Here is a 17,982-nt window from a genome sequence, read left to right as displayed (position 1 = left end):
ACCGGCAGGCCCGCCGTACGGGTGATTGTTCGCCGGGCCTCATTTCCGGGGCGCGATCCGGAGCGCCGGACACCACAGGTCCTGCTCGCGGTCCCCGTACCGTCCGCAGAGGCCCACCTGCTCCGGTCTGGCCGCTCCCTCGACGTGCTGCACCGTGATGAGCTTGTCCAGCGGAACCTGCTGGTCGACCTGGCCGCCGAAGTCGATCCTGCCGCTCTCGCCGTCCAGCGCGGCGTCGCCGTGGATGCCGCTCAGGCCGTGCCACACGGCGGTGGCGCTCAGCGGCAGGCCGGGCGCCGAGTCCTGGAGACGGCCCACCGCCTTGACGAAGAGGTTGACGGCGTCGAAGGCCAGCGAGGCGTGTCCGTCGAGGGAGGAGTCCTTGACGAGCACGCATTCCTCGTGGAACAGCTCCCGCATGCCGGTGTAGAGGTCGCTCTCACCTTCGCAGGACGCCGATTCGAGGGTGAAGTCCAGGAAGTCGTAGTCGAGGGCGGGGAATCGGCCGCTGCGCCCCGGGTCGGCGACGAGGCGGGCGACGTCGTCCCCGCCGAGAATCACCGGCGGATGGGAGCGGCACGCCTGGTTGACGCCTTCGAGGAGCTGCTCGAAGTGCTCGGAGCGACCGGCGAAGAAGACGAGGCCGGGGTAGTCGCAGCTCCTCTCCCCCACCACGCGCAGAGCCGGATGGCCCTGCGACCCCGGCGCCGGATTCGGCAGGGTGTAGGCCTGTTGCTCGACCTCGAAGCCCTTCTTCCGGAACGCGTTCCCGATGTCGGCGTTCAGGTTGCCGCTGTACGAGTCGGCCGCGTCGGCCGAGTAGACGGTGCGGATCTTCTTCTCGATGCCGAGCCGTGCGCGGTGTGCGTCGGCGTACGCTGCGGCGACCGATGCCTCCCGCCGGTTCTGCGGGGAGACCTGAAAGTACAGGGCGGAGACGTCTGTGAGGGAGTCCGCCGATGTGATGGTCCCCATCATCGGCAGCCCGACGCGGGTCAACTTCCTTATGGTGTCGACCGTTTCCCGCCTGCTCTGGTCGATCCCGGTGACGCCGACGATCGTCGGGTCGTCCTTCCGCATCCTTTCCAGGATGTCCACGACCTGCTTGCCGTAGCGCATGTCGGTGCCCGCGTTGGCCGGGAAGATCCGCAGGACGGGGTCGGTCTCGCCGTGCTTGTCCAACTGGCGTTTCTGGGCGATCGCCGCGCCCTGCAACGCCTCCCGCGAGTAGGCGAGGTCAACGGGCGACCGTCCGGCGCTGCTCAGCAGCGCCGACAGATGTACGAGCGTGATCAGCGGGCGTCTGCCGTGTTCCCGGTTCGCGGCCTCGGCGGCGCGGTTGAGTCCCGCGATTTTGCTCAGCACCGCCTTCAGCGACGGGTCCTCGGTCCCGAAGGCGAACCCGTTCGGTGCCACTCCGACACACTGCCCGCCCCGCGCCGTCAGGAGCGTCGCCGCGTCCGCCTCGGCCGGACTCAGTCCGCAGTGATCCGCGGTCCACCGGGCCCGCTCCCCGACCCCCCAGCCGGCGGTGCCGGCGAGTGCCGCCACCATCAGGCACACGACTGTGACCGACACCCAGCGCCTGGCCCACCACGCCGGGGCCGCCGCCTCGATCGGCCGGAGCCTGTCGAGCCGGTCCCGGGACCTCCGGGCGCCGGGCACGACCTCAGCGCCGGTCCTCGCCGTCACGGCGAGCGGCAGATACCAGGTGGTGCGGGTGCGCTCCCGTCCGGCGTGCAGGAAGTCGTCCTTCCAGGACGGGTACCGGTCGGGGCCCGGCCTCGCGGGGCCCTGGTCGTCCCACTCCCCGTACATGCCCGCGGCCAGCGCCGCGCCCCGGGTGCCGCTGGTGACGACCACCAACGGGTCGAAAGCACCTGTCTCGTTGCGGACGTCGATGATCGAACGGAGCGTCATGTAGCCGCAGTCGGTGTCGCCCACACCGCGCAGGAACGCCACGCAGTACGTGGTGCGGCGTGCCCCGCGCGGTCGCCAGAACCTGCGGCGGTACGCGACCCGCAGGTCCTCCAGAAAGGCGTTGACCATCAGCTTGCGGAGCTGCTCCCGGTCCTCCTCCCCGTTGTGCGGTTTGGTCAGCCGGTCGGCGAACCCCATGAGGGTGCCGGGGTCGCGGGGCGCCAGATAGGGCTGGCGCAGCAGTCACCGGTACTCACCGCCCACCCCGCGCCAGAGCCGGAACCAGATCACCGGAAGCACATGCAGTCCCAACAGCCTGACCCACCAGGGGACTTCGGCCGGTACCGCCAACTCGTTCTCCGGGTTCCGCAGCCAGCCGAAGACCCGCCGGCGGCCCATCTCCCGGTCGCTCAGCTTGCGCAGCAGGATCCGGTCGTGCTGGAGGTCGGCCTCGCCCGCGTCCTCGAACGCGAAAGGTTCCTGCTGGAGCAGCCAGTTGACCAGGCCGAAGCGGCGGAATCGGATACGCCGGTCCCTGCCGTTCCTGGTGGCGGACAACTCCTGGGCGAGCCTGGCCAGTACGCCGCGTACCGCCTCCACGGAGGCGTAGGCCGACGGGTCGGCGGCATTGGCTCCGTCGGAGGCGCCGGCCGGCCGCTCGGTCGCCATGTCGACGAAGGCGTGCGGCACGCGCCGGGGCCGCGCGTCACGCAGGAACATCCTGATGCCCTCGTCCAAGGTGTCCAGGGCGGCGTCCTGTCCGCCGTCCCCGACCAGGCAGACAACCGGGATGCCACTGCGGCCTTTCGAGGCCTCGGGTAACTCCCCGCGCAAGGGCCTCGACACAACGGTCCTGATCAGCTCGAAAAGCTGGGCGGCGCCCTCGACGGCCGTCAGTCCGGCCGTGGCGTCGTCGCGCGCGGGGCCTGACGGCGTTCCCGTTCGTACGGCCACGTGTTTCCCCCGTGGTGCTCGTCGGAGTACGCCGTGTGTGCGTCACACGACGTACTCCGATGTAACAGGAGAGGGCGGGCACGGTGAGGAGTGTTGGCGAAGAGCCCCTCCAAGGAGGTCTGTTCCGCGTTACTCCATTCGGCCGGGCGGCCCCGTCAGGTCGACGAGTCCGGCGATGGTCTCCTTGTGCCGGCCCGCCGAACCGAAGGCCACGGCGTCGCTCTTGGCCCGCTTGAGGTAGAGGTGCGCGGGGTGCTCCCACGTCATCCCGATCCCGCCGTGCAACTGGACACACTCCTCCGCGGCGTGCACGGCCACGCGTCCGCAGTACGCCTGTGCGACGGCCACCGCGAGCGGGGTCTCGGGGCCCCCGGTGGCCAGCGCGTCGGCGGCGTTGCGGGCGGCGGCGCGAGCGGAGACGACCTCCAGCCAGAGCTGTGCCATCCGGTGCTTGAGCGCCTGGAACGAGCCGATGGGACGGTTGAACTGGTGCCGTTCCTTGGTGTGCCGGACGGTCTCCTCCAAACACCATTCGGCCAGACCGAGTTGTTCGGACGCCAGCAGCCCGGCGCCGGCGAGCAGCCCGCGCCGTACGGCCTCGCGTGCGGTGTCGGCGTCCGCGATCAGGACCCCGGCGGCCGGCTCGACAGTGACGGCGGCCAGCGGGCGGGTGAGATCGAGGGGTGTCAACGGCTCGACTGTCACACCGGATTGCTCCGTGTGGAGTTCCACGGCGTACAGGCCGTCCTCGCGCGGTACGAGCAGGACGTCGGCGCGCACCGCGTCGGCGACCCCCCTGACGGTGGTGGCGCCGGTGGGCAGCGGCGCGTCGGGGGCCGTTGTCAGCGGAAGGGCCAGTACGGCGACCCGGTGGCCGCCGGCCAGCGCGGTGAGCAGCCCGGCCACATCCGTGCTCCGGGTGTCGCAGGCGAGAAGTGTCTCGGTCGCCACGACCGAACTGGTGAGGTAGGGCGCGGGCGTCACGCGCCGCCCCAACTCCTCCAGGACCACCGCGACTTCACGGTGGCTCGCGCCGTGTCCGCCGAGCCGCTCGGGTACCAGGAGCCCGGCAGCGCCGATCCCGGCGGCGAGCGAGGTCCACAGCTCCGGATCGTACGGATCGCCCGACTCGGCCCGTACGAGCGCGGCCGGCAGGTCGTCGCGGTCGGTGAGCAGCGAGCGTACGGCGGCGCGCAGGTCGTCCTCGGTGTCGGTGTACAGCAGGTCGGGAGAGGTGTCACGCACCGTCGACGGGATGCCCGGGGTGCCCGGTGTGCTCGGGGTGGTACTCATCGTGCGAGGTCCTTCCAGGCGACGTCCTTGTCGGTGCGCGGCTCCGGGGGCAGGCCTAGCACGCGCTCGGCGATGATGTTGAGCAGCACCTCGCTCGTACCGCCCTCGATGGAGTTGCCCTTCGAGCGGAGATAGCGGTAGCCGGCGTCCCGGCCGGTGAAGTCGACCAGGTCGGGGCGGCGCAGCGTCCAGTCGGAGTACAACAGGCCGTCCTCGCCGAGGAGTTCGACTTCAAGGCCGCTGATCTCCTGGTTGAGCCTGGCGAACGCGAGTTTCATGCCGCTGCCTTCGGGGCCCGGCGCTCCCGCGACCAACTGCTGGCGCAGCCGCTCGCCGGCGAGCCTGGCCACCTCGGCCTCCACCCAGAGGGTGAGCAGCCGCTGGTGCAGGTCGTGGGTGCGGAGTTCGGGCCGCTCGCGCCAGACCCGGGCGACCGGCCCGATCATGCCGCCCTCGCGGGGGACGCGGGCGCCGCCGATGGACACCCGCTCGTTCATGAGTGTGGTCTGCGCGACCCGCCATCCCTCGCCGATCTCGCCGAGGCGGTGGGTGTCGGGGATGCGGACGCCGGTGAGGAAGACCTCGTTGAACTCGGCCTCGCCGGTGATCTGGCGCAGCGGCCGCACCTCCACGCCGGGATCGGTCATGTCGCAGATGAAGTAGCTGATGCCCCGGTGTTTGGGCAGGTCGGGGTCGGTGCGTGCGATGAGGATCCCCCAGCGGGCGACATGCGCGCTGGACGTCCACACCTTCTGTCCGTCGACGATCCAGTCGTCGCCGTCGGGCACCGCGCGGGTGCCGAGCGCCGCGAGGTCCGATCCGGCGCCGGGCTCGCTGAAGAGCTGGCACCACACCTCGTCGCCGGTCCACAGCGGGCGCAGGAAGCGCGCCTTCTGCTCCTCGGTGCCGTACCGCAGGACGGTCGGCGCCGCCATGCCGAGGCCGATGCCGATCCGGCGCGGGTCGTTGTCGGGCGCGCCCGCCTCCTCCAGTTCGGTGTCGACGACGGCCTGGAGGGAGCGCGGCGCGCCGAGGCCGCCGAGTCCTTCCGGGTAGTGCACCCAGGCGAGTCCCGCGTCGAAGCGCGCGCGCAGAAAGGCGGTGCGGTCCGTGGTGGCCGGCGGGTGTTCGGAGAGGAACGCGCGGGTACGGTCGCGCAGTTCGCTGGCGTCGGTCTTCACTGGTCGCTCCCCGGTACGACGACAACACGTCCGGTCGTGGCACCGTCGGCGACGCGCTGTACGGCGTCGGCCGCGCCCTTCATCCCGACCCGCTCGCTGACGAGCGGCTCGATCGCGCCCCGCGCCGCCAGCTCGGTGAGCCGCTCGTGGCAGTCGGCGATCGAGGCCGGCTCCTTCGCCGCGTACAGGCCCCAGTGCAGTCCGAGGACCGAGTAGTTCTTCACCAGCGCGTGGTTGAGCGAGGGCGCGGGGATCTGGCCGCTGGCGAATCCGACCACCACGATCCGGCCCTCGAAGGCGACACACTTCGTGGACTGGGTGTACGCGTCGCCGCCCACCGGGTCGTAGACGACGTCGGCGCCCCTGCCGCCGGTGGCTTCCTTCACGGCGGCGACCACATCGTCCGCGCGCCGGTCGATGACCACGTCGCAGCCCAGTTCACGGGCGGTCCGGGCCTTCTCGGCTCCCCCGACGACGCCGATGACGGTGGCTCCCGCCGCCTTGCCGAGCTGTACGGCGGCGCTGCCGACCCCGCCGGCCGCCGCGTGCACGAGCAGCGTCTCGCCGCTCCGGAGTCCCGCCCTGCGGTGCAGGCCGAACCACCCCGTTTGGTAGCCGATGTGCAGTGCGGCGGCTCCGGCGTCGTCCAGCGCCTCGGGCGCCGGCAGCAGTCCCGCAGCGTCAGCGAGCGCGTACTCCGCCAGACCGCCGTGCGGCAGCGCGACGGTGGTGATGACCCGCCGGCCGTCCGCCGTCTCGCCGCAGATCTCCACGCCCGGGGTGAAGGGCAGCGGAGGCCGGATCTGGTACTGGCCCCGGCAGAGCAGGGCGTCGGGGAAGTTGATGTTCGCCGCGCGTACGAGCACCTTGACCTGCCCGTCGCCGGGCACCGGCCGGTCCACCTCTTCGAGCCGCATCACCTCGCCCGGCTCGCCGTTCCGGTGCACTCGCCATGCCAGCATTCGGGCCTCCACACACGATGGGCAGTACCGTCCTCCCGCGCATACTAAGCGGTCGCTTGTATCGCTGGGAACAGCCGGAACCGGGCCTTACGTGCGGAGCAGGTCCGCTCAGGGCCGATCGCCCACGCCGGGACCCACCCGTTCCGTCCCCTCCGGGAAGATCGGAACCGGTTTGATCCGGCGCAGGTACGCCTCGGCCTTGACGATCGCCTCGCGTGCGGTGCGCTGGCCCATCAGTACGCACAGCGTGTACGCGACATCCTCGAACCGACTGCGTGTGGTCGTGTCGAGCGGATCGGCGAGAACCAGCCGTTCCCATGCCCGGTAACGGCTCAGCAGGTCAGCGACCAGATGTCGGTCAGGCAACAGCATGTCTACCACTTCCAGCATCGGAGTCCCGCGCGCTCGACCGGGGCTCTGACGGTCCTGCCCGGCTCACGGAGACGGTGTGTACATGGGCGGCGCCTCGCGGACAGCGGCACCCACGTCCCCCGCCTTCCAGTGAACACCCGCGGCGCCCGGTCCGCTCGGCGAGGAAGCGGGGGCCGGCGGGGCGGCCGGGGCCGCCGCCGCGTAGAGCACCTCGCGCAGGCCGGGAACCGACTCGCGGTCGGAGCGCCAGACCAGCCGCAGGGCCAGGTCGGGGGCGTCAAGCCCGAGCCTGACGAGGGTGCCGGCGGCGAGCTGGGCGGTGACGGCGAAGTCGGGGAGCAGGGCGATGCCGAGGCCCTGTTCCGCCCAGGCCCGCATGACGGCGACGCCTCCGGCGGCGACCCGGGGGACGGCGGGCCCGAGGAGACGCTCGCCGGCCAGCCGGAACGAGCAGGCGGGTCCGTTGACCAGCAGCCGCTCCCCGTGCAGGTCGTCCGGTACGAGGGCCGGCCGCCCGGCGAGCGGATGACCGGGGGCACCGACCAGCGCGAGCCGTACGGGTTCGAGGTCGACGAAGTCGAGCGGCGCGGGCGGCGGTGTGAAGCCGAGCGTGCCCAGGCCTTCGCCGGCGTCCAGGAGCAGCGCCGCTTCGAGGTCCCCGGCGGCGACGGCGGCGAGGAGCTGGTCGCGGGCGGCGTCCGAACGCACCTCGACCTGGAGCCCGGGGCGGCGCGCGACAAGGCGGGCGAGGACCGAGGGGACATGGGTGACAGCGATGGTCTCCAGGGCGCCGAGCCGCAGCACGGCGGGGGCGCCCGTGACCTCCCTGCGGGCCTGTTCGGCCTGGTCGAGGAGGCGCCGGGCCCAGGCACGCATCCGCGTGCCCGCCGGGGTCAGGCTCATTCCCCGGGGACCCCGGTCGAACAGCGCGATCCCCAGCGAATCCTCCAGGACGCGGATCTGCTCCGAGACCGAGGACGGCGCGCAGCCGAGGGCGTCGGCCGCCGCCGTCACGGTGCCCTCCCCGACGACCGCCTCGAACGTACGCAAGTGACGTAGCTCCATGCCGGGCCAACTCCCGCCGTGCGTTCGGTTATTCCGAACGCCGCGTGCGGCTGAGGCGGCGGGGGCGGCCGCCCAGAGTGGAACGTCCCGATTCCCTTCCCGGAGAACCTGAGAACTCTGATGACTTCCGTCGCATCGTCCCCGTCGTCCGCATCTTCCCCGTCGTCCACGCCGTCCCCGGCCGCCGGACCCACCAAGGCCCGCCGGGCCCGTGGCCTCACGCTGTTCGGCATCTCGCTCGGCTACTTCATCGTGTTGCTGGACACCACGGTCCTGTCCGTCGCCGAACCCGATCTGGCGCGTGCGCTGGGCAGTTCGGTGGCCGGCCTCCAGTGGGCGGTGACCGGCTACACCGTGGTGTTCGGCGCGCTGCTGCTGTCGGCGGGCGCGGTCGCCGACCGGGTCGGCGCCCACCGGGCGTTCCGCTTCGGCATCGCCCTGTTCGGCGTCGGTTCGCTGCTGAGCGCCTGGGCGCCGAACCTGTCGACGCTGGTGGCGCTGCGCGCGCTGCTGGGTGTCGCCGCCGCCGCGTGCGTACCGGCGTCCATGGCCATGATCAGCACGCTGTACCCGGTGCGGGCCGAGCGCGCGAAGGCCGTCTCCGTATGGGCCGCCGTCAGCGGCGCCGCCCTGGCGGCGGGACCGGTCGCCGGGGGGCTGCTGATCGACGCCTTCAACTGGCGGGCGATCTTCCTCATCAATGTGCCGCTCGCGGCCGTCGTGCTGCTGCTCACCGGCAGCCGCGCCGTGCGCTGTCCGCGCGGCGAGCGGTCCATCGACATCGCCCCGCAGCTCGCGGCCGTCGCGACACTCGGGCTCGGTACGGACGCGCTCATCGCGCTCGGGTCCGGCGCCGCCGCCCACGCTTCCTGGTCGGCCGCCGGTACGGTCCTCGCCGGCGGCGTCTTCACCGTACTGGAGCGGCGGAGCGCCGACCCGGTGCTGCTGCCGGCGCTGCTGCGCACCCGTGGCACGGTCGCCGCGCTGTTCGCCGGAGCCGCCGTCAACTTCACCATGACCGGGGTGCTGTTCATCCTGCCGCTGCTCTTCCAGGGGACCCTGCGCCTGTCGCCGCTGGAGACCGGTCTGAGCTTCCTGCCGATGACGCTTCCCTTCGCGTTCAACCCGCTGCTCACCGGGCGGATCGTCGCCGCCACCGGGCCGCGCGGGCCGGTACTCGCAGGACTGGCCCTGCTCACGGTCGGCAGCCTGGAGTTCGCCTTCGCGGTGGACATCGGCTGGGGGTACGCGGGGCTGGCGGCCGGTCTGGTGTGCACCGGCTTCGGGGTCTCGTTCGCGCTGCCCGCACTCGTCGGCATGGTCGTGGGGGCGGCGCCGGCCGGTACGGCGGGCGCGGCGGGCGGCCTGCTCAACGCCGGGCGGCAGATCGGGGCGACGGTCGGTGTCGCCGCGATGGGAGCGTTCGCCACGGTCGGTTCGGCGATCGACGCCCGGCAGATGTCGTACGCGCTGGTCCTGCCGGCCGTGGTCTGCGCGTCGGCCGGAGCGGCGGTGGCGCGCCCGCGGCGCGGCTGACCGCGCGCGACCGCGGTGTCCGTTCGGCCCCGGCCCGTGTGCGGGGGGTGCCTGGCGCTCCTAGCGTGAGGCCATGATCCGGTTCGAGCAGGTCAGCAAGGTCTATCCGGACGGCACCGCCGCCGTGGACGGCCTGTCCTTCGAGGTGCGCGAAGGTGAGCTGGTCACTCTGGTCGGGCCGTCCGGCTGCGGCAAGACGACCACCATGATGATGGTGAACCGGCTGATCGAACCGACCTCCGGGCACATCTTCGTCGACGGCGAGGACATCGGAGACCTCGACCCGGTCCGCCTGCGGCGCCGGATCGGCTACGTCATCCAGCAGGTCGGGCTCTTCCCGCACCGTACGGTTCTCGACAACACGGCTACCGTGCCCACCCTGTTGGGCTGGAAGCGGGCGAAAGCCCGGGAGCGGGCGGCCGAGTTGCTCGATCTGGTGGGCCTCGACCCCGCGACGTACGGTCCGCGCTACCCGGCCCAACTCTCGGGCGGGCAGCGCCAGCGGGTGGGAGTGGCCCGCGCGCTCGCCGCTGATCCGCCGCTGCTGCTGATGGACGAGCCGTTCGCCGCCGTCGACCCGGTGGTGCGCGAGCGGCTGCAGAACGAGTTCCTCTCCTTGCAGGCGACCGTGCGCAAGACCGTGCTGTTCGTGACGCACGACATCGAGGAGGCGGTACGGATGGGCGACCGTATCGCCGTGTACGGGAACGGCCGGATCGAGCAGTACGACACCCCGGCGGCCGTTCTCGGCGCGCCGGCGACGCCGTACGTCGCCCGGTTCGTCGGCGCCGACCGGGGGCTGAAGCGCCTGTCGGTCACCGCTGTCGAGGCCGCCGATCTGGAGGAGCCGCCGGTCGCCAGGCTGGCTGAGCCGGCCGGGGACGCGGCGGTTCGGCTGCGCGCCGAGGGCGCCCGCTGGGCGGTGGTGCTGGGCGCCGGCGGTGAGCTGCACGGCTGGGTGTCGGCGGAGGCGCTGGCGAGCGCGGGGGAACGGGCCGTCGTGGGTGACCTGGCCCGGCGCATGGAGGCCTGGGTCCCGGTCGGCTCGCCGCTGAAGCAGGCGTTCAGCGAGATGCTCCAGCAGGACGCGGGGTGGGTGGCCGTGCTCGACGGGGCGCGTTTCCTCGGCGTACTGACCCCGGCGAAGCTGCACGAGGCGCTGCGCAGGTCGGTCGACGCGGACGCGCGCGGCATCGCGCGCGGCGAGGTCGCTTTCGACTCGGTCGCCGACGCGTAAAGCCCCGTCAGGCGTCGTCCGGTCCGGCCCCCACCATCAGTGCGACCGCGCGGGAGATCGACGCGCGCAGCGCCCCGGGGTCGTCCGCCAGGTGCGGGGTGAGGGCGGGGCCGAAGGAGCCCCCCGCCGACCACGCGGTGGCCAGCGTCATGACGGCGGTCAGTACGAATGCCGGGTCGAACCCGCTCCCCGGGCCGCCGTCGGTCCGCGCCGCCGCCATGGCCTCGACCATCGCCTCCTGCGCCGCGCCGCGTGCGGGCAGCCTGCTCGCCCGCTGTTCCAGGTTGGACCACGCCATGAGCCGCATCAGGTCCGGATGATCCATCGCGAAGTCGAAGACGCGCCCCGCGTAGCCCGGGATGTCGTGGGGCGTGAAGGGCAGTTCGTCGTACACCCGGCGCAGGTTCCGCTCCAGGACGGTGGTGAAGAGCGTCTCCTTGTTCTGGAAGTAGATGTAGAGCAGGTTCTTGTTGCAGCCGGCCTCTTTGGCGATGCGGTCGACCCGCGCACCGGCGATGCCGTGGGCGGAGAACTCCGACAGGGCCACCTCCAGGATCCGCGCCTTGGTCGCCTCGGCGTTGCCCGTCGCCATGCCCTCACCCCTTCCGTCCGGCCCCTTCAGTCCCGCCCCACCGTAGCGTTTGACTAACCAGTTAGCCAGTCCTAGGCTCGACACTAACCAACAGGTTAGTCAATTTCATCGAACAGATGTCGAACGGAAGGGAGCGGGACCATGACGAACCGCACCTGGCTGATCACCGGAGTGAGCAGCGGCTTCGGCCGGCTGCTGGCGGAGCAACTCCTCGAACGCGGCGACCGGGTGGCCGGCACCGTCCGCGATCCTGCGGCGGTCGAGGACCTGAAGATTCGGTACGGGGACCGGCTGTGGACGGCCGTGCTGGACATGACCGACGCACCCGCGATCCAGGGGGTCGTGGACCGGGCGTTCGCGGACCTCGGCAGCATCGACGTGGTCATCAGCAACGCCGGATACGGGCTCTTCGGCGCGGCCGAGGAGCTGACGGGCGAACAGGTCGACCACCAGATCGCCACCAACCTCGTCGGCCCGATCCACCTGGTCCGCGCGGCGCTCCCGCATCTGCGGGCGCGGGGCGGCGGCCGTATCCTCCAGGTCTCCAGCTACGGAGGGCAGGCCACCAGCCCCGGCGGGTCGCTGTACAACGCGAGCAAGTGGGGAGTCGAGGGCTTCATGGAGGCCACGGCGAAGGACGTGGCGCCGTTCGGCATCGGTGTCACCATCGTCGAACCGGGGTCGGCGCGCACCGGGTTCCGTACCGGAAGCTCCCGGCTCGCCACACCTCTCGCCGCCTACGACGACAGTCCGGCCAAGATGGTGCGCGGCATCCGCGACCCCTCGCTGCCGTCCAAGGGCGATCCCGCCAAAATGGCGGCGGCGATGATCGACAGCGTCGACCGGCACCCGGCCCCGCTGCGGATCGCCCTCGGCAGCGACTCCTACGCGTATGTCCGCCAGGCCCTCGGGGAGCGCCTGGCGGACATCGAGGCGCAGCGGGATCTCGCCTTCTCCACCGACCTTCCGGCCGGTGGCTGAGCAGGCCGGATCAGGTCAGGGCCGATCCGGCCGACGGCTCAGAGGTACATGGCGGCGGTGACGCTGAATCCGCCGAGGGCGACGAACCAGACGTACGGAAGGGTGCGCACCATGACCTGTTGTGGTGTGACCCCCGCGTACTGGGCGGCCCACACCGTCTGCGTGCTGGTCGGGTCGGCGACGCCGAAGACCTGGTTGTACGAGGTGGTCAGGCCGAGCACGGCCACCGCGGGGTACACGCCGGCGGCGATGAGGACACCGGCGATGCCCGCGCCGAGCCCGTACACGTTCAGCGGCCCCCGGTAGAGACACAGCGGCACCAGCAGCGTGAACACCAGCACGAACAGCAGGGCGTTCTGCGGGCTGACCGCCTTGACGAGCGGTTCCAGCGCGTCGACGGCGCCGGGCAGTTTCACCGCCGCCAGCAGGATGCCGATGGCGACGAAGAGCGCGATCGGCGCCGCGGCGACCTCGAAGCCCGCGTACAGGGTGCGCAGGAGCCGCTTGTTCATCTCCCGCGGCCGCGTCGTGGTGACCAGGGCGTAGAGGACGCCCGCCAGCAGCGACGGGATGATGGCGACCTCGAAGCCGAGGGCCAGGACCAGCGGCACGATCGGGGTGAGCAGCGCGTACCAGGGCGCGTCCCCGAGTTGCTCGCGCCGCGAGCGCGGCTTCTCCCTGGCGGCCTGGGACTTCAGGGACCATGCGTGCTCGACGCCCCTGCGGCGGGTCTCGATGAGCACGAACAGGACCGCGGCGAGCAGCGCGAACGGGAACAGCTTGATCATGAAGCCGCGCACGGTCGGGATGGGCAGTTCCAGCGCACTGGAGAAGAACTGCCAGACGGGCAGCTCGAACGGCATACCGGCGGCGATGCCCATCAGGATCGTGCCGGCCGCCGTGACCTTGGGGATGCCGACGGCGATCATCGCGGGGATGCCGATGATGCCGGCGAGCATCGCGGCGGGCGCCGAGCCCGTGACCGTACCGACGAGCGTGGAGACGGCGAGCACCCCGAGAGCGACCACGACGGGCCGGTCGCCGCCGAATTCGACGATCTTGCGGACGAGAGTCCCCGCGATGCCCGTCTCGTCGAGGAGCTTGCCGAGCCAGGAGCCCAGCAGGATCGCGATCATGGTGGCGGCGAGCGCGGGGGCGCCTTCCTGGAGCACCGTGTCCAGCACACTGTTCTTGCCGGTCAGCGGGGCGCCGGCGACAAAGGCGATGACCACGGCCAGCACGACGAGCGCGAAGGCCGTGGGGAGTTTGCGGCTGAGCATCGCGGCGACACCGGCCGCCATGATCAGCAGAATGACGATGCCCATGGCGTTACTTCCTTCTTCCGTGCGAGCCGCGCGGGGCGTGTGCCACCGGTTCGGCCGCCGTGGCGAGCGCGGCGGTCAGCAGGAGCGGGTCCCGGCCGAGTCCGCAGACCGTACGGGCGTACGCGTGGGCGGCGATCTCCTCGGCACCGGCGACATGCCCGTACACCCGGTGGCTGCCGAGGCGCAGCACGACGTGGCCCAGCGCCCGCTTGAGCGCGGCCTTGGCGGGTCCGTGGTGGAGCTGTTCGTGGACGGCTTCGTGGGCGAGGGCCGCCGCGCGCACGGACCCTTCCGGATACCAGTGCCGCCAGCCGAGCCGTTCCGCGAGATCCTCGGCCGCGGCGATCGTGTCGGTGTACAGCTCGACCGTCTCCGGCCGTGAGGTGTAGCGGGCCAGCAGCCCCGCCTCCAGGCCGCCGTCGCTCTCCACGACGCGGGCCGTGCACGGTACGGGGTCCAGCGCCGCCCCGAAGGCCGCGGCGGCGGCCGCCCACCGGCGCAGCAGCTCAGGGTCGCGGCCCTCGTGGGTGGGGGTCCCGGCGAGGAGCCGTACGCCGAACTCGACGTCGTCGAGGTCCGCGAGCCGCCGCAGAGCGGCCAGGTCGGCGGGCGCGTTGCGTATGACGGGTGCGGTGCGTATGGCAGGTGTGGTGCGTATGGCAGGTGTGGTGCGTACGGCGGTCATGTGCGGGCCTCCACCACGGCGACGACGGGTTCGGCGGCGGCGCGCGTGCCGAGTTCGCCGCGCGCCAGCGCCAGCAGCGGCTGCGGGTCGAGCACTCCGGAGAGGTCGGCGATCCGGGAGCCGATGAGCAGGCGCAGCGCCGGGGCGCGTACGCCGCCGTCGCCGTACGACGTGGACTCGTCGACCAGCGAGGCGAGCACCTGCGGCGCCGCTCCGACGGTGGTGGTCTCGACGCGGGCGTCCGGCGCGTGCAGCCGTACGACTCCGTCCGCGTCGACGACCCGCACCGGATGGCGGTCGGCGCGGAACCTGTGGTGCACCTCGGTGCCGTACACGGTGTGCGAGGCCGTCGTCGCCAGCACCCGCACCTCGCCCGGGTCGGTCTTGAAGCTCGCGGCCGCCGCGCGCAGCCGCTCACCGTCGTCGGCGCGGTGGGAGCGGTCCTGGGTGCGGAGTTCGGAGGCACCGGTGGCGACGGCCCGTACGGTGTTGGTCTGCGGGTCGACGGTCACCTCGACCTCGACCCCGTCGGCCGCCGCTCCCTGGGCGATGACGGCCTGTTCGGCCTCGGCGCGTACGGCGAGGATCTGCTCCTGGCCCGCGCCCGGGATGATCCGCTCGATCTGCTCACGCACCAGGGCGAGCGCGACGCCGATGGGGCTGATCACCTCGTTGTGCCGGGCGATCCGGCCCTCCTGCCCGGAGACAGCGGCGAGGTGCGGGGTGACGGAGGCGGCGCCTCCGCCGCCGCCGACCAGGACGGCGGTGTCCTTGTCGAGGCGGTAGTCGCCGATCATCGCGTCGACCACGGCCTTCACCTGGCCGGTCCCCGCGTCGAGGACGCGGGCCGCCGCGGTGGCGACGTCGACGCCGAGCGCGGCGGCGAGCGGCGCGATCGCCGCCTTCGCTACCGCCTGGTCGGAGCGCGCGAAGTCGCCTTCGGGCACCCGGCCGAGCGCGTTGGCCGCGCAGGTCATGGTGATCGCGAACCGGCCGCCCGCCGCGTCCACGACCGCGTAGTCCGCCGGGTCGCCGTCCATCGGCCGGACGGTGGCGAGCTTCGCCCCGGCCAGGTCCGCCGCGGTGGCGAAGCAGGCGTAGGGCAGTCCGGCGATGTGCGCGCTGCGCGGTCCGACGGCGGTGACCTTCGCGCCGTCGGTCCTCACCATGGATCCGCCGCCGACCCCCACGGTCCGTACGTCCAGCGCCGACAGGTACGACGTCTTGCCGAGGATGGTGGCGTGCCGGACGGCGACCCTGCCGCGCCGTACGACGCTGATGTCGGTGGACGTCCCGCCGGTCTCCAGGAACAGCCCCTCACTGATCCGCTCCTGCATCAGGGCGCCGGCGACCCCGGCGGCGGGCCCGGAGAGCACGGTCAGCAGCGGCCTGCGCCGCATCTCGTCGAGCGACATCACCCCGCCGTCGCAGCGCATCACCATCAGCGGCGAGGTGACGCCGGCCTTGGTGATGGAGGCGTCGACCAGGTCGGCGGTGGCGAGCATGCGCGGCAGGATCGCCGCGTTGACGACGGCGGTACGGGTCCGCTTGCGCAAGCCGTACAGCGAGGTGATCCGGTGGGCGGCCGTCATCGGCAGGCCCCTGCCACGTGCGGCGTCGAGCACCGCCTCCTCGCCCTCGGGGCGGTCGACGCTGAACGGCTGGGTGGCGACGAGGACTTCGGCGCCCCCGCGCACGACCTCGTCGACCGCCCTGCGGACGGCGGCCGCGTCGTCCGGGTCGCCGACATGGGCGTAGGCGAGCGGCAGCCGCTTGCCGGGGGTCAGTTCGAGCTTGGACAGACTCGCGAGTTTCCGGGTCAGGGCGGCACCGGGTCCCGTACCGATGCCGATCAGGCCGACCGTGGCGACGTCGCCCTCCAGCAGGGCGTTGGTAGCCTGTGTGGTGCCGTGAGCCAGGAAGGCCACGTCGTCGGGGGCGTTGCCGGTCTGTTCCAGCAGCCGGCCGAGCGCCTCGACGATGCCGTGGGCGACTCCGTCCTCGTGGTGGTGGCTGGTGGGAACTTTCACCTGTCCCAGGAGTTCCAGGGTCGTGGCGTCCACGGCCACGGCGTCGGTGAAGGTTCCGCCCACGTCGATGCCGACGCGAATGCGGTGGGTGGTCATTGTCAGGGCACCTCCTTGTGCGCTGTTGGCTGATACGCGGGCGGTGGGCCGGGCGGGGCAGGTGGAGCTGCTCCCGTCCGGCCGTCCGCCCCGGGCTGCGGGGGGACGGATACGGGGTCAGTAGCCGCGTACGTCGGGCCAGTGGCGCTGGACCCCGGCGCGGTCGAGCACCCCGGCGAACGCGTCGAACCGCTTGTCGTCCGACTGGACCTGACGCGGTTCCACGTCTTCGGCGAGGCAGTGGGCGGCCAGGGCACCGGCGACCTCGCCGATGTTCCACTCCACCGGGTGGAGCCGGTAGCAGCCGTTGGTGATGTGGGTGGTGCCGATGTTCTTTCCGGCGGGCAGCAGATTGCGGACCCGGCGCGGTACGAGGGCGCCGAGCGGGATCTCGAACGGCACCGAGCCGATGTCGATGTAGTTGTCACCGCCGGTGGAGGGGTGCAGGTCGATGCGGTAGTTCCCGACGCCGACCGAGTCGCGGTACTTGGTGCCGCCGTACGGGCCGACCAGGTCGATCGCGACATCGTGCTCGGTGACGGTGGTGACGGCCTTGATCCGGCGTGACTCGCGGACGTACGGCGCCTTGGCCAGGCCGTCGTCGGTGCCGGTGACATCGGGGCGGGGGCGCAGCCCCGGGAAGCCCTTGCCGCCGTCGGCGCGGGGTGCCTCCGTCTGGAGCCAGTACAGGACGGACAGCGAGAGCTGCCGTGCCTCGGCGACCGCCTGCTCGGAGGTCTCCGGCCCGGCGCCGATCAGCGGCTTGAGCCAGTAGTCGTTGAGCGGCCAGTTGGCCAGGGTGATGTCGGAGTCGAAGGATCCCGGCCTGTGCAGTTTGCGGGCGAGGATACGGCGGAAGCCGAACAGTTCCTTGTCGCCGGCGTCGGCGCTCTGGTCGGCCGTGACGTCGAGCGGGTCGAGGTCGGGATTGGGTACGAAGGTGCGCGGTACGGCTTCCAGGGTGCGCGGGTCGGGGGCGAGGAAGCCGAGCAGCGGTCCCGGCCAGAAGTCGGGGTGGTAGGCGCGCCAGAAGTCGTAGTCGGCGGGCCTGTCGATGGTGTGGTCCTCGCCCTCGTGGTGCGAGAGGGCGAAGCAGACGGTGATGCCCTGCTGGTTGAGCGGGTCGGCGGTCTCGGGCGCGTGCGGCTCGTCGAACTCGGCTCGCGCCTCGGCGCCGACCGCGTACTCCACCCCGGCCAGCTCCAGCAGTTCACCGGTCTCGGTGGCGTCCAGCACGTAACGCGCGCCGATCGTGCGGCGGCTGCCGTCGCGGAGGCTCTCGACCGTGACGGTGCGTACGGTGTCGTCGTCCGCCTCGGCGGAGACCGGGCGGTGCTCGGTCAGCAGGGTGAGCCGTCCTGCGGCCCGGTGCGGGGCGAGCATGGCCTCCAGGACGGCGAGCGCGACGCGCGGCTCCGCGCAGAGCTTGCTGACGCGGCCGGCGCCCGGGTTGAGGCGGGGAAGGGCGAGCGCCTCGGAGCGCATCGGGTACCACTGGCGGTAGTAGCCCCTGATCGCTTCGCGCAGGGTGCGGTACGAGGCGGTGGTGCCGAACTCCTCGACCCACGGGTGCTCGTCCGGCGGGACGGCCTGCGAGGTGAGCTGGCCGCCGATCCAGTCGGTCTCCTCGGTGAGGACGACACTGCGCCCGGCCCGGCAGGCGGCGAGGGCGGCGGCCACGCCGCCGAGTCCGCCGCCGACGATGAGAATGTCCGGTTCGGGTGTCACGCGGGTCTCCTTGTGGTGCTGTGTT

The 17,982-nt window shown here is 72.2% G+C and carries 15 protein-coding genes; 3 read left to right on the top strand and 12 right to left on the bottom strand.

Features of this window, described 5'->3' with window-relative positions:
- Positions 1-39: 39 nt before the first annotated feature.
- The 7 genes from QR77_RS39130 to QR77_RS39105 form a co-directional block, all read right to left on the bottom strand.
- Positions 40-2,118: a hypothetical protein gene (locus QR77_RS39130; protein ID WP_107069041.1), complete on the bottom strand. Its 2,079-nt coding sequence runs from the start codon at positions 2,116-2,118 to the stop codon at positions 40-42.
- Positions 2,119-2,163: 45 nt separating this feature from the next.
- Complete coding sequence (locus QR77_RS45630) at positions 2,164-2,874, bottom strand: hypothetical protein (protein WP_107069040.1); 711 nt, start codon at positions 2,872-2,874, stop codon at positions 2,164-2,166.
- A 129-nt stretch (positions 2,875-3,003) separates the two neighbouring features.
- Positions 3,004-4,167 (bottom strand): acyl-CoA dehydrogenase family protein, encoded by a 1,164-nt coding sequence (locus QR77_RS39125; protein WP_052489421.1) that lies wholly within the window; start codon positions 4,165-4,167, stop codon positions 3,004-3,006.
- Positions 4,164-5,348, bottom strand: a complete 1,185-nt coding sequence (locus QR77_RS39120; RefSeq protein ID WP_040026675.1) for an acyl-CoA dehydrogenase family protein — start codon at positions 5,346-5,348, stop codon at positions 4,164-4,166. The genes QR77_RS39125 and QR77_RS39120 overlap by 4 nt, the downstream gene beginning before the upstream one ends.
- The gene (locus QR77_RS39115) at positions 5,345-6,310 is read right to left on the bottom strand and encodes an NADPH:quinone oxidoreductase family protein (protein WP_040026674.1); all 966 of its coding nucleotides are present in this window, start codon (positions 6,308-6,310) and stop codon (positions 5,345-5,347) included. The genes QR77_RS39120 and QR77_RS39115 overlap by 4 nt, the downstream gene beginning before the upstream one ends.
- A gap of 108 nt (positions 6,311-6,418) precedes the next feature.
- Positions 6,419-6,682: a DUF5133 domain-containing protein gene (locus QR77_RS39110; protein ID WP_040029444.1), complete on the bottom strand. Its 264-nt coding sequence runs from the start codon at positions 6,680-6,682 to the stop codon at positions 6,419-6,421.
- Positions 6,683-6,745: 63 nt separating this feature from the next.
- Positions 6,746-7,747: a LysR family transcriptional regulator gene (locus QR77_RS39105; protein ID WP_052489420.1), complete on the bottom strand. Its 1,002-nt coding sequence runs from the start codon at positions 7,745-7,747 to the stop codon at positions 6,746-6,748.
- A gap of 120 nt (positions 7,748-7,867) precedes the next feature.
- Between QR77_RS39105 and QR77_RS39100 the strand changes: the two genes are divergently transcribed.
- Together QR77_RS39100 and QR77_RS39095 are read left to right on the top strand one after the other, a co-directional pair.
- Positions 7,868-9,283 carry an MFS transporter gene (locus QR77_RS39100; protein WP_040026673.1) on the top strand — a complete coding sequence of 472 codons (1,416 nt, stop codon included), beginning with the start codon at positions 7,868-7,870 and terminating at the stop codon, positions 9,281-9,283.
- Positions 9,284-9,356: 73 nt separating this feature from the next.
- A complete protein-coding gene (locus QR77_RS39095) occupies positions 9,357-10,520 on the top strand; it encodes a betaine/proline/choline family ABC transporter ATP-binding protein (protein ID WP_040026672.1) in 1,164 nt (387 codons plus the stop codon).
- Between the two features lie 7 nt (positions 10,521-10,527).
- Here QR77_RS39095 and QR77_RS39090 read toward each other — a convergent pair whose 3' ends face one another.
- Positions 10,528-11,112, bottom strand: a complete 585-nt coding sequence (locus tag QR77_RS39090) for a TetR family transcriptional regulator (protein ID WP_040026671.1) — start codon at positions 11,110-11,112, stop codon at positions 10,528-10,530.
- 141 nt (positions 11,113-11,253) lie between these two features.
- On the opposite strand from QR77_RS39090, the gene QR77_RS39085 reads away from it, so the two are divergent.
- Complete coding sequence (locus tag QR77_RS39085) at positions 11,254-12,093, top strand: SDR family oxidoreductase (RefSeq protein WP_040026669.1); 840 nt, start codon at positions 11,254-11,256, stop codon at positions 12,091-12,093.
- A 38-nt stretch (positions 12,094-12,131) separates the two neighbouring features.
- Here the strand turns inward: QR77_RS39085 and QR77_RS39080 are convergent, their stop codons facing one another.
- The 4 genes from QR77_RS39080 to QR77_RS39065 form a co-directional block, all read right to left on the bottom strand.
- Positions 12,132-13,418, bottom strand: a complete 1,287-nt coding sequence (locus QR77_RS39080; protein WP_040026668.1) for a TRAP transporter large permease subunit — start codon at positions 13,416-13,418, stop codon at positions 12,132-12,134.
- 4 nt (positions 13,419-13,422) lie between these two features.
- Positions 13,423-14,103 (bottom strand): hypothetical protein, encoded by a 681-nt coding sequence (locus QR77_RS39075; protein WP_236711004.1) that lies wholly within the window; start codon positions 14,101-14,103, stop codon positions 13,423-13,425.
- Positions 14,100-16,229 (bottom strand): hydantoinase/oxoprolinase family protein, encoded by a 2,130-nt coding sequence (locus QR77_RS39070; RefSeq protein ID WP_040026666.1) that lies wholly within the window; start codon positions 16,227-16,229, stop codon positions 14,100-14,102. Before QR77_RS39070 ends, QR77_RS39075 begins: the two co-directional genes overlap by 4 nt.
- A gap of 117 nt (positions 16,230-16,346) precedes the next feature.
- Positions 16,347-17,957: an FAD-dependent oxidoreductase gene (locus QR77_RS39065; protein WP_040026665.1), complete on the bottom strand. Its 1,611-nt coding sequence runs from the start codon at positions 17,955-17,957 to the stop codon at positions 16,347-16,349.
- Positions 17,958-17,982: the final 25 nt, after the last annotated feature.

Origin of the sequence: Streptomyces sp. 150FB, from assembly GCF_000818195.1 — a bacterium.
Taxonomy (GTDB): domain Bacteria; phylum Actinomycetota; class Actinomycetes; order Streptomycetales; family Streptomycetaceae; genus Streptomyces.
The sequence above is the reverse complement of the archived record's forward strand: the minus strand, read 5'-3'. Positions and strand labels throughout refer to the sequence as shown.

Coding starts and splice junctions, on each gene's coding strand:
- QR77_RS39130 (WP_107069041.1), bottom strand. CDS start 2,118: ATGGGGTTCGCCGACCGGCTGACCAAACCGCACAACGGGGAGGAGGAC.
- QR77_RS39125 (WP_052489421.1), bottom strand. CDS start 4,167: ATGAGTACCACCCCGAGCACACCGGGCACCCCGGGCATCCCGTCGACG.
- QR77_RS39115 (WP_040026674.1), bottom strand. CDS start 6,310: ATGCTGGCATGGCGAGTGCACCGGAACGGCGAGCCGGGCGAGGTGATG.
- QR77_RS39110 (WP_040029444.1), bottom strand. CDS start 6,682: ATGCTGTTGCCTGACCGACATCTGGTCGCTGACCTGCTGAGCCGTTAC.
- QR77_RS39105 (WP_052489420.1), bottom strand. CDS start 7,747: ATGGAGCTACGTCACTTGCGTACGTTCGAGGCGGTCGTCGGGGAGGGC.
- QR77_RS39100 (WP_040026673.1), top strand. CDS start 7,868: ATGACTTCCGTCGCATCGTCCCCGTCGTCCGCATCTTCCCCGTCGTCC.
- QR77_RS39095 (WP_040026672.1), top strand. CDS start 9,357: ATGATCCGGTTCGAGCAGGTCAGCAAGGTCTATCCGGACGGCACCGCC.
- QR77_RS39090 (WP_040026671.1), bottom strand. CDS start 11,112: ATGGCGACGGGCAACGCCGAGGCGACCAAGGCGCGGATCCTGGAGGTG.
- QR77_RS39085 (WP_040026669.1), top strand. CDS start 11,254: ATGACGAACCGCACCTGGCTGATCACCGGAGTGAGCAGCGGCTTCGGC.
- QR77_RS39080 (WP_040026668.1), bottom strand. CDS start 13,418: ATGGGCATCGTCATTCTGCTGATCATGGCGGCCGGTGTCGCCGCGATG.
- QR77_RS39075 (WP_236711004.1), bottom strand. CDS start 14,103: ATGACCGCCGTACGCACCACACCTGCCATACGCACCACACCTGCCATA.
- QR77_RS39070 (WP_040026666.1), bottom strand. CDS start 16,229: ATGACCACCCACCGCATTCGCGTCGGCATCGACGTGGGCGGAACCTTC.